This is a genomic window from Streptococcus respiraculi, from assembly GCF_003595525.1.
GTDB classification, from domain to species: domain Bacteria; phylum Bacillota; class Bacilli; order Lactobacillales; family Streptococcaceae; genus Streptococcus; species Streptococcus respiraculi.
This window is the reverse complement of sequence record NZ_CP022680.1, coordinates 1265740-1277833: the sequence shown is the minus strand read 5'-3', so window position 1 is coordinate 1277833 and position 12094 is coordinate 1265740. Positions and strand designations below refer to the sequence as shown.

Genomic DNA, 12094 nt, shown 5'->3' with positions numbered 1-12094 from the left:
ACTAACCTCTTACTGCTGGTTCTTCTTTATCAAATCCAAAGAAATAGGTCACAAGAGCAGCGACTACAAGTGCAATAATAGATGCTATTGTTCCATTAACAATGTTAGAGGTTGAGCGGCCTAGAAAAGAAAAGAGTGCTGTAACACTTGAAGACGGTACTAATGTTGCAGAGATTACCTTAGTAAGACCTCCATACAGTCCGCCAACAAAACCACCTGCCATTAAGCCATAAAAAGGTTTCTTATATTTAGTACAAATGCCATAAATAGTTGGTTCAGAAGTGCCAGCAATTAACGCAGTCAAAGCATAACCAGCAGCTAGTGATTTTTCATCTTTATCTTTCAAACGGAAGAAAGCACCTATACCAACACCCATTACTGAGAAACTTGCATAACACAATGCAGGGGCAGCAAATCCATCCCAGCCCTGAGTAGCAAAAATCTGGAAGAGTGTCACAATCAATACCATGTGCATACCAGTCATGACCAAAATTGGGTACAAAGCTGCAATAATCGCAATTCCAAGGAAACCTACAAGACCATCGAGAGCCAACAATCCTTGTACAACATAATTACCAATAAAAGCACCTGCTGGGGCAAGTAAGCAAAGAGAAATTGGCACCATTACAAGTAATGTGAAAGCTGGCGCAAATACACTACGAACAGATTGAGGAACATATGAATTAAAGAAACGTTCCACATACCCCATCGCCCAAACTGAAAGGATTGCCGGGAGGATAGTGCTTGAATAATGTGATAGGTACATTGGTATTCCAAATACATCAAATGGTTTACCCTCCGTAACAATACCAATTAGAGTTGGGTGAATAAGTACTGTACCCATCAAGATACCAAGAACAGGAGTAACATTAAACTTCTTAGCAGCTGTATAACCAACAATCACTGGAAAAAAATAAAATCCTGCATCACCAACAAAGGAAAGAATTGTATATGCATTACTATCAGTTGCTAGGACCTTTAACATATCTGGTCCTAAAATTGCGGCTACCATTTTAAAGAACGCACAAGCTACAATCGCTGGAATGACTGGTCCCATAGTTCCAGAGATTGCATCAAGGATTCCATTGCCAATAGATTTTAAAGTCATTTTTCTATCTAAATTTTCATCCACATAGTAATCATCTTTATTATGATTTTCTAATTTTAACTCTCTAAAAACTTCATCAAAAACTTTTTCAACATCTGTACCTATGATAACTTGAAATTGTTCTCCAACCTTCATTGCACCGAGAACACCAGAAATTGCTTTAACTTTTTCAATATCAATGCGATTATCATAAAAGTTAAATCTAAGTCGTGTAGCACAATGTAAGACGTGCTTAATATTGTTTTTTCCGCCAACTGCTTCAATAACCTGTTTAGCTAATTCATTATAATCTTTATTAGCCATAACTTTTCTCCTTTTTAAAATTGTTATCGTTTACATTTCCATAATAAACCTTTTTACTAAGAAAGTCAACAAGTTTACCGATTCTTTTTTTAAAAGACCCCTTTGATTTAGGAGTCCTATGTTGTACTATGTTGCTCTATTGATACAGGGACGAGGCTCTCTAACTCAGATTTACTTTTTTCTCCTTCAATTAATTCAACCAATTGAGAGATAGCTATTTGAGCAATTTGTTCTGTATTTTCTTTTATGAAAGAAAGTTTTGGAAAAGTATAATCACTTAAATTATCATTGCCATATCCTATAATTTTCAAATCAGAGGGTACGTTAATTCCTAAATCAGAAGCTACCTGTAAACATTTTGTAGACAAGGAATAAGATTCAGCGAATAAACCATCTGCTTCTGGGTTTTCAATGAACATTTGTGATATTACACCTGGTATATTTTTTTTCTTTTCATTTACACCCGTGAAATAATCCACCACCTTTAAACCAAGGTGGTTCGCTGTTTCCTTAAATCCCCTATAACGCTCATCTTTATGTTTACCTACTTGATAACCAGATATATATAATAGTCTTCTACAGCCTTTACCGAATAAATGTTTAGCAGCGAGGACACCAGCCATGTAATTATCTGACCTTACAACTGGAATTTTTTCACTTAATTGATGACCGATTGTTACTACAGGAAGGAAATCATCAATAACGACATCACTGGTAAAACTACCATAAATAATTCCATTTATTTTTCGTTCCTTCAAATGATTCAATAAAGCTTCTTCTTTTTCGCTATCAAATAGTGAGCTGCAAATCATCAAACTATAGCCATAACTGTATGCTGCAGCTTCAAGATAAGACGCTAAAATACTATAATAAGTAATATTCGAAAGAGGTAGTACTGCTGCAATAATCTTAAAGTCTAGCTCTTCAAATGCTTGTAATTCAGCAGGAAGTGTATAACCTAGTTCTTTGGCTGTCTGATGTACCTTTTGTATAGTATCTTTTGAAAAAGAACCTTTTTTATTTAAAATTCTAGAAACAGCTGCCTTTGAAATACCAACTTCATCAGCAATATCTTGAATTGTTGCCATAATGCCAACTCCTTGTTTACTATTGTTTACTTAAGTATACTATATTTCAAAAATTTAATAAAGGGGTTAGCTAGTTAAAAAGGTAGCCCAAAATTTGTGTGTCTATTAATAACTCAAGATAATTCTATTGTCAAGTTATTTTGAACTCTTTAACGATTTGAAACTATCTAAACGATTACCTATTACGTTACATTAGGTCTACATTGCTCATTATTTATTACTAAGCAAAATAGATAAAACAAGTTTAAAATTCATAAGAAAAACCCTTGAAACCAAGCGATTTCAAGGGTTTTAAACCATTCTATTGTATCAATTAACTTCTACTGATTTCAAATAGTAGAAATTTATAATACAATTTAGATATTTTCCTTTCTAGGGGGTGCACACTAAAACGATTCGATTCAAGTATCATTATACCACATTACACAAAGAAAATTTCCTATTTTATAAATAGCTGCCTCGCTCTAGGTATACATACATCAGCCACTTTCTAGCATACATTTCTTCAAAAAATAAAGAGTGATGAGAAAATCAAATGGTGATTTCCTGACCACTCTTGACTAGTGCTATTTAAAATAGTGATCCACTACTGTACCCATTTGTTGTTGTCCATAATAAACGGTTTTGCCAATCCTTCTCCAGTATAATCTGCATATTTTGTCAATAGATACTGGTAGCAATCTTCCTTTGTCTCGAATTTAATCGCTTGATATGGCTCCTCAAAGGATAGCTTTTCTACAAATAAGAAGCCCGCATCTGTTGGTACCAACACACCGACATGGCCAATAAAGAGTGCTTCTCCATCCAAGTTATCATGCAAAACGACAGAAAGCATTCTTGCCTTGTCGTCAAACTTGAATTGTGAAAGGAAGTTTTCCATTTTTTTCGCATGAATCTTTACATCCGTCGTTGATTCTGTCTTCACTCTTGAGAACAATCGATTAAAGGCTTCTTTATCTTCTGTGTCAAATAGCTTTCCGCTTTCAATCGCATCATTGTCTATAAACAGTAACGCATCATCTTTTTCAATTGGCGGAATGTCCATCTTGTTTTTCAACAGCACATAGCTATTGATCCGACAGTTGGTTCCCACAAAATCACTGTGCTTTGCGGTCCATAGGTTGCTGATCTTTTCAACGTCATACCCCGTTTTACTAAAAGGAGCAAAATCACCTTGTAAACCTGCAGCAGTAGCAATTTCGTTATACTCATTCACAAGCTTAAAGAAAGCGTCCACGCTGTCCTTATCCAAATGAGTCGATAACAAGGCCTGCACATCTTCGACACTAGTCTGACTAGCTAAGTTTGTATAGGTCGCTGTCCATTGTGGCATTTCTTGCTGCGAACTGTTTGCGGTTGTTTCTTTGGTAACTGGTGATTCTGCTGTTTTTTGTGCCTGCGAACAAGCACCCAGGCCTAAAAGCACTACTACACAAAAACCAAATGTTACTCCTTTGGAAACTTTTTTCATCTATTCTTCCCCTTTATCTATTTCTTTCTTATACTCTATCAAAATCTAACTAGCTTCCACAATTGAGAATTGTGGAAGGCTGGAAATAGAACGAGCGTAGCTCACCCCCTTGCAATTGAGAATTGTGGAAGGTTAGAAATAGAACGAGCGCAGCTTATGTCCTAAAAACCGCAAGGATAACGACGTCAGATTTTGATTTTTGACAAGTATTACTCTCCAACACGAAGGCTATTCTTATGACGAGTATAGGCCTATTGTATCAAATTTTGGTCGTATTTTCTACTCGAATGGATGCACTCGTCATTCTATCACTATTTATAGTGACTTGAATAAAGTTTAGGACATCGTTAAGCCATTTTGATGAACACCAGTTCTATTTGTAGCTCCCTGCCTTGTCCTATTCCTTCTTCAATCCACTATAAAAGCCCTTGAAACCAAGCGATTTCAAGAACTTTTAACCCATTTATTGTATTATTTTAATTTATAATGTTTGTAAAGAATGGGGATTTTCTTCTCACAACCGCTCCTTCAATTTCTCCACAAAGAGATAAGCAGCAGGGCAGGTCAGGGTATTTTTGATGGTCAAATGGTTGATTTGGTAGATTTTTTTGCGGTCTGTATGGGGAAATTCTCGACAGGCCTTGGGGCGAACATTGTAAATACTGCACAGGTTATCCTCCCCTAAAAATGGACAAGGCATGGTTTGAAAAACCTTGTCCCCATCCTCATCTACCTTGAGATAGAGGTCTTCAAAGACAGGTAGCTTCATCCGAAAATGCTTGGCGATACGGGTAATGTCCGCCTCCGTAAAGAGTGGCCCCAAACTCTTGCAACAGTTGGCACAGGCAGTGCAGTCAATCTCCTCAAAAACCTCTTGATGGATCTGTTGCACAATTTTATCTAGATCCTTGGGTGCTTTTTTCTTTAAACCAGCTAAAAATTTACGGTGCTCACCCTGCTTTTGTTGGGCTAATTGCTTGTAGTGCTCTATATCAATCTTTTTCTGATTCATGTCCCATCTCACTTCCTTTGATAGTTTATTATAGTGGATTAAGAACTGGCGTTCATCAAAGCAACGTAACGATGTCCTAACCTGTATTCAATTCACTATGTATCATGAAAGAGTCTTGACTCACACAAATCAAGACCCATTTTCTTACGGCAAATTGACAACCTCAATCTTGTCTCCTCCAAGTAAAATGAGGTATTTATCCACCTGTTCTACTTGATAGGCTTGCTTGAGGGCGTCTGCATACAGCTGCATTTGACCACGATAGCGCTCTACTAACTGGCTAGGCTGTTGATAGTGATCCGTCTTGTAATCAAAGAGGGCGATGCGGTCTGGGTAATGGATAAAGCCGTCAATAATCCCGCGTAGGACATAGTCTTCGTCAGCATTCACATCATGTCTCAAAACGGAAAAGGGCTGCTCCTTACGGACTAGCTCACTTTGCGCTAGAACTTCCTGACCAAGAGGGGTGTCAAAGAAAGCGACTACCTTGTTCACGTCAATTTTTTCCTTGACGACTTCTGTCGCATTCACTTGTGCGAGTGTCGTGTTTACTATATCAGCTGTAATCGGGCTTACAAGTGGTAGGCGTTGCATCAGCTCATGCGTGGCAGAACCGATTTGGGCACCCGTTGCCTTTTCTTTACCAATAAAATCAGGCAGGCTGAATTTCCGCTGAGGGACATAGCTCTCCATAATTTCAAGACCGTCATCTGCAAGCACTGGCTCGTAGAGTTTCTTAATCTGACTCGGTGTCCGAACGCTTGGCAAGTCAATTGCTGCTCGGTAATCTTGGTTGAGCTGTTCAACAGCTTCTAATTGTTCCAAGGCTGCTATAATATCTTCTGACTGGCGGTTTTCTTTCAGATGATCTGCCGGTAGATGCGACGGTAGGGTTAATCTGCCTATCTTTTCTGGAGTCAGGTCCACTGCTTCCACAAAGGTCTTTTTGAAATGCAAATCCTGTCCCTGAAAGGCTTCTTCAATCGCTAAAATCCAATCTTGAAAATTGGTCATGGATTCGCGTGTGGATTGGGCTAACACACCAAAACGTGATTTTCCGTCATACCTATTGGCTAATTTTTCCTTACTTCCTTTTCCGACCAGATAGAGCTTTTGCTCGGCTCGTGTCATAGCAACGTAGAGCAAGCGCATCTGTTCAGACAGGCTCAGGCGTTTCAATTCTTCCTGATTGAGCTGATAGGGCAAGGTATTCATCTGGACACGTACATGAGGCAGTGGAGTGTTAAACTTGTCTTTCATATCCGCAAGATACTGTGCTCCAATACCATTTTCTCTACTGAGAACAATCGGACTTTTGCTTTCTTGACGGCTAAAATCCTTGTCCATATTGAGCAGAAAAACATACTTAAATTCCAGTCCCTTGCTCTTATGAATGGTCATCAACTGGACCGCATTTTGCGGGAGGGCAACTTCTACATCTGCCAAATCATTGTCGCTTGCAAGGAGCTTGTCAATCATGGTGATAAAACGTGATAAGCCTTTAAACCCCGTCTTTTCAAACTGATTTGCCCGCAAACCAAGAGCGTAGAGATTCGCTTGGCGTTTTTCACCATTGGCCAAAGCCCCGACATAGTCATAGTAAAATTTCTCATTGAAAATCTTCCAAATCAGGTCATAAATCGAGTGGGTCTTGGCATAGTGGCGCCAGTTGACTAGATAAGTCTCGATATGCGCGAGCTTCTGCTTCAAGGTTTGCGAAATGAGCTCAGGGTGGCTACCTTGTCCGCTCAAAGCCTGTTGGAATTTCTGATAGAAATAAGCCGAATCAGCCTGCAAGGCAATCCGTGTCAGCTCATCTTCGGTCAAGCGAAACATGGGCGATTTCAAGAGGGCAATCAAGGGATAATCGTTGAGCGGATTGTTAACTGTCCGCAGAGTATCGAGCATAACCATGACTTCCAAGGACTTGAGGTAATGGGCCTCGCCACCATCAGATACAAGGGGAATGCCATGCTGCTCAAAACTGGTCAAAATGCGGTCATTGCGGGTCCGTGAGGAGACAAGCAAGGTTATATCTGAAAAGGCAACCTGCTCTTCATTGTGGAGACGGATGATTTCCTTCGCAACCAGCTCCACTTCTCCTGCACTGACTTCCCCTTGCTCTAGCTCGTCTGCCTCATCAATATCGGTATTGTAAATCAAATATTCCATTTGATGATGTGGCTGGTGGATTCTCTGTCTGTCACTTCCTGCGACCAGAGTATGGGTTTCGTCATAGGTGATTTGACCGACTTCCTTGTCCATGAGACGGGTAAAGATTGCATTAGTCGCATCTAACACCTCACACTGACTTCGGAAATTTTCCTTGAGGAGAATGAGTTTTCCTGCGCTTGGATCTGTCTGATAGAGGTCAAATTTTTCTTGGAAAATCTGAGGATCTGCCTGACGGAAACGATAAATGGACTGCTTGATATCGCCCACCATAAAGCGATTATGACCATTTGATAGCAGGTCCAGCATCCGTTCCTGAATATGGTTGTTGTCCTGGTACTCATCGACCATGACCTCATGATAGCGTGACTGGTAAAGCTCGCGAATCTCTGGAACATCTGCTAAAATCTGAATCGCAAAATGGCTAATATCCGTAAATTCATAGCTGTTTTCCTGCATCTTCCGCTGCAAATATTGGTCTGAAAAATCAAGGACAAAGTCCCGCAAAAGCGTCAGAAGAGGCATTATCTGCGGTTGGTAGGCAAGTACTGTTTCCAGATGTTTTAAATTGGTCAAGCGGGTCTGTAAATCTTTAAAGACTGGGTATTTTTCTCCTGCAACCGTCACTTCAGCACCAGAAGGCAAGATAGCTACCAACCCCGCCACTACTTCTGGCAACTCGTCCATTTCCCGGCGTCTGTCCTGCTCTGCAACCAATTCCCTAAGTTGGCTAATAATTGCCAAATGCTTGGTATAATTGGCCGTTGGCTTACCAGCCTTGGTCTCTTTTTTATAGTCAGGCAAGTCTGTCAACTCCTGCAAATCATTGGCAGAGCGCTCCATGCTGTCCAAAAGCCCTTCAAAGGTCGATATTGGAAGACTAGCAAGACTGGTAAACTGTCCATGTCCCTTCAAAAAGGTTTCGGTAAGCCATTTCTTGGGATCGCTCGTTGATTGACTAAAGGTGTGAATCTGATATATGACCTCGCAAAAGCCCTTCATGTCCTTGCGATTGCCAGAGAAATTGCGCACCAGCTGCTGAAAGACGACACTATCTTTCCCGGCCATATAGTCACTCACTAAGTCAGAAAAGACTTCCTGCTTGAGCAAATCTTGCTCATTTTTATCCTGTAAAATGCGAAAGGTCGGCGCAATTCCTAAGAGATAGCCGTAGGTCACCACCAACTGCTGGGTAAAGGCGTCCATCGTTCCAATAGCAGCATTGGGAAGAGCGGTCAACTGCGCAGATAAATGGCGTTTTAGCTCCTCATCTGAACTTTCCAAGATAGCCTTGGTCAACTGCCGTTCAATCCGCTCTTTCAACTCACCTGCCGCCTTGACCGTAAAGGTCGAGATAAACAGCTCATCGACACCAATTCCTCGTTTGATTTTGTCTAAAATCCGCTCCACCATGACAAAGGTTTTACCAGAACCAGCCGAAGCCGATACTAAAACGTTTTGCCCATTGGTATAAATGGCTTCGATTTGCTCTGGCGTTCGTTTTTGTGCCTTGTCTGATTGGGCTTCTTTGTCTTGTAACGCTGCAATCTCAGCAGGGCTTAAAAATGCCTCAAAAGTCATCGGCTACTCCTTTCTTCATTCTATCTAGCCACTCCTCTTTCGTACCACCTTTTAAAAGGGGGCGAGCTAATGTAAAATGGCGATCAGCTTCAAATCCCGTGATTGCCTTTAGTTGCTCACCTGCCACGGATCGTCCGTCCTCCGTATAGGGATTGACCGCAAACTGCCCTGCTACAATCTTCTCAGCTGCTTGCTGATACAAGGTCTCATTGTAGGCGAGCATGGTATCCAAGTCTTGCTGGGTAAAAAGCGAAGACTTGGTTTTAGCATATAATTGATTGAGGCGATTGCTCTCTTCTTCCAAGAACAATCCCTTATAAACAAGTGATTTATAGGCCTGAGCAAGCACTTGGTCTTCTGACTTGGTATCGGTCAACTTAACAATCGGATCTAACATGTGCAAGTACATGGCCCCAAAAATCTTCTCTGACTGGCTAAATTCTGGCAACTGCTGTACCGCTGCAATATAGGTCATCAATTGCGGACTCAATCCATTGTAAAATCTATCAATATGGAACTGGTTGCTGCTTGATTTGTAATCGACTACCCCAAACGCCTTGTCTGATGTCAGCTGATCTAAGCGGTCGATTTTTCCCACCACTTGCACAGGTCGGCTATTTTCTAAGGTCAAAAATGGCGCTTGTTCCCTCCCGAAGACGGCTTCATTTGCCACCACTTGGGTGACTGGCTCATCTTGTAAGACCAGAGAAGTTGCCCGCGCAATATCAAGCAAAACACTTTCTGAGAACTGACTTTCAGCATTAAATTGGTAAAGAGCTTCAAAGGACGGCTCCTTGCATGTTTCAAGCATGGCTTGGTGCAACTTTTCATCAAAGGATCGCTCGCTATGGTTGGTCGTCACCCGCTCAAAAATACGGTGCAAGAAATTCCCATGACTACGCGCATCAGGATGAATACTATCTCGCTCCCTCAATCGCAGCACATGCTTGATAAAGTACAAATATTCATTCTGGTAAAAGTCTGTCAAACTAGAAGCCGATAAGACAAGTGGCTCTCCTGCTGGATAGAGAACGTCAAGCGTATCCGCCGCAAGTGGCCTAGTCTCAACCTCCCCTGTAATCGCTGGAATAACAATTCTCTCTTGCTCTAATTTCTTACGTAGATAACGAATCGCCACCAGCCAGAAGGTTTCTTCTTCCTTGGTCCACTCTTCTTCAAATGGCAGGCGATTGACCTCAATCACACGGGCTAAGAGGCTCTTGTAATGCGCTAAATCATCCACCTGAAAACCTGTCGCTTTTCCTTTTTCTTCCTTTGGAATGCCGATGTTCTCTAAGAGTTGCAAATAAGGCGACATCCCGTCTTCTGCTTCGTTAGCCAGTTGCGGAGCAGAAAGAACGAGCTGTACTGTTCCTGCATTGAGGAGTGAAATCATGGCAAAATGATTTTTCTTGACGTGTTCACGACTGACCACATCAAACTTGGCAAACTGACCTGTCGTCTCATTAATCCGTACCCGTTCCGCATCCGTCAAGAGACTGGTATTCTTAACGAGCTTTGGAAAATTGGTCTGGGTCATGCCAATGGCAAAGACGTATTTGGCTGTATGGGGCTCAATCAGGTCATAGGACTTGACCCGTACCACATCAACAGTCGCAGGAACTGTCCGATACGTGCTTGCTAGCATGCCTGCCCGCAAAATCGCTAGAAAATCAGCGACCGTCAGCTTCTCATCGGCAAAAATCTGCTGCATATCCTCTAAGAGATGAACAAAGCGATTCCAGACCTGCTCATCTTTTTCCTGCTCCACTTCTCCAAATGGCGCAGACAGTCTCTCCATATTAGCAGGCAGGGCAATTGCCTCACAGAAGTTACGAAATTTGACGAGCAAGTTCTTACCTGATTGGGAACGAGTCTTTAAAAAGACGGTTAAGGGTTCCACGATTTTTTCACGAATCCGATTGAGTTCGCTGACATCATAACGATTGCCATTTTTTGCAGTAAATGCACGTTCAAACTGACTTTGCCCCTTGACATCTGCAAACAAGAGATACTGTTCAAAGAGGTCTAACCGTTCTTGAGACCATTCTTGATAGAGGCCCGATTTCAAGAGATTGAGCATGTCCTCCGTCCGAAAGCGATAGCGCTTTAAACGCTCCAGAGACTCAATCAAATGCACCAAAGGATGATGACTCATCTCCTCAGCCCTCCCGAGGTAGTAGGGAATATCGTATTGGTCAAAGAGTTTCCCAAGCTGCAAACGATAGCTCTCCACATCCCCCAGAAGCACGACTATATCCTTATACCGTACGCCTTTATGAAGGAGCTTGCGAATGCTGAGCGCCACCTGACGGACCTCTTCTTTCTGATTGGTTACATCCCAAAGCCTTACATGTTTTTTATCCTCATCTGTCACTTCTACCGTACGACCTGAAAAGTCATAACGTCCCTCGATAGTTCTTGATATCTTACCAAGAGCATCGAGCTCATCAGAACTAGCTAAATAGCTAGGCTTGGTCTGAAAAGTCTGGGCTAAATGGCGGAGAAATTCCACACCCGCCTGGTAGAGATTACCCTCAATATAAGTCGCCTGATAGGCTTTTTGGCTTGCGTAGGTTGCAATCACTAGTTCTGCTATCCGACCGTGCAAAGCAGCAATCAAGGCTTCTTCCTCAGCTGAAAAACGGGTGAAACCGTCCACAATCAGCACCACATCTGCTAATTCCTGATTGAGCTGTCCGGATTCAATGGCTCTGCGAAATTGGGCTATTTTGGTAGATAATTGAAAACCTTCTGTCATTATCAGATTCTCAAAAGCTGTCAATATCTTCACCAAATCTGCCTCTTTATCGGGCGAATCGAGTTCCATCAAGTCTGCAACGCTTACATTAGACCGCTGCATTTCCTTATACAAGTCCACTACTTGTTCAATAAAGGCAATATCCTGCTTGACCTTACCATAAACCCGAAACTCTGTGTCCTCTATTTGCGACAAAAGCCTGAACAAGAGCATGACAAGTCCCGTGTCATCAAGCGTTCTAGCCTGCTCCACCTGATTGAGAGTAAAATAGCGCGCCAGCTGCTCAAAACGTGTAACCATTAGGTCAAAGGAGCCTTTTTCCTCTAAACTAGCAAGGACGGCTCTCTCTTTTTCAAAGGATAGCGAATTGGGGGCAATATAAAAAACACGCTTGCCTTCCTGTGTATAATCCCTTGCTGTTTTAGCTAAAAAAGTGGTCAAAGGATAGCGAATATCTGCGTAGTATAGTTTCATGGGCTACCTGATTTCTCCTAATCTGTCAGTCTCTTTCTCTATTATACCAAAAGTCAAACAAAGATACCCTTTTACTTCATTAGTCGACATGCTAAAAAATGATAAACTGATGGTAGAAGACGAT

Annotated in this window: 6 protein-coding genes; all 6 read right to left on the bottom strand. The window is 41.7% G+C overall.

Going from position 1 to position 12094, the window contains the following annotated elements; genetic code table 11:
- Position 1: 1 nt before the first annotated feature.
- Positions 2–1411, bottom strand: a complete 1410-nt coding sequence (locus CHF41_RS06260; RefSeq protein WP_119876475.1) for a PTS transporter subunit EIIC — start codon at positions 1409–1411, stop codon at positions 2–4.
- Positions 1412–1527: 116 nt separating this feature from the next.
- Positions 1528–2499: a substrate-binding domain-containing protein gene (locus CHF41_RS06255; RefSeq protein ID WP_119876474.1), complete on the bottom strand. Its 972-nt coding sequence runs from the start codon at positions 2497–2499 to the stop codon at positions 1528–1530.
- Positions 2500–3085: 586 nt separating this feature from the next.
- Complete coding sequence (locus CHF41_RS06250) at positions 3086–3970, bottom strand: DUF4300 family protein (RefSeq protein WP_119876473.1); 885 nt, start codon at positions 3968–3970, stop codon at positions 3086–3088.
- 514 nt (positions 3971–4484) lie between these two features.
- On the bottom strand, positions 4485–4982 hold the full coding sequence (locus CHF41_RS06245) for a YkgJ family cysteine cluster protein (RefSeq protein ID WP_119876472.1): 498 nt from the start codon (positions 4980–4982) through the stop codon (positions 4485–4487).
- 144 nt (positions 4983–5126) lie between these two features.
- Positions 5127–8735 (bottom strand): helicase-exonuclease AddAB subunit AddA, encoded by a 3609-nt coding sequence (gene addA, locus CHF41_RS06240; RefSeq protein WP_119876471.1) that lies wholly within the window; start codon positions 8733–8735, stop codon positions 5127–5129.
- Entirely contained in the window at positions 8725–11970 is a 3246-nt protein-coding gene (gene rexB, locus CHF41_RS06235; RefSeq protein WP_119876470.1) for an ATP-dependent nuclease subunit B, read from the bottom strand. Before rexB ends, addA begins: the two co-directional genes overlap by 11 nt.
- Positions 11971–12094: the final 124 nt, after the last annotated feature.

Coding starts and splice junctions, on each gene's coding strand:
- CHF41_RS06245 (WP_119876472.1), bottom strand. CDS start 4,982: ATGAATCAGAAAAAGATTGATATAGAGCACTACAAGCAATTAGCCCAA.
- rexB (WP_119876470.1), bottom strand. CDS start 11,970: ATGAAACTATACTACGCAGATATTCGCTATCCTTTGACCACTTTTTTA.
- CHF41_RS06250 (WP_119876473.1), bottom strand. CDS start 3,970: ATGAAAAAAGTTTCCAAAGGAGTAACATTTGGTTTTTGTGTAGTAGTG.
- CHF41_RS06255 (WP_119876474.1), bottom strand. CDS start 2,499: ATGGCAACAATTCAAGATATTGCTGATGAAGTTGGTATTTCAAAGGCA.
- addA (WP_119876471.1), bottom strand. CDS start 8,735: ATGACTTTTGAGGCATTTTTAAGCCCTGCTGAGATTGCAGCGTTACAA.
- CHF41_RS06260 (WP_119876475.1), bottom strand. CDS start 1,411: ATGGCTAATAAAGATTATAATGAATTAGCTAAACAGGTTATTGAAGCA.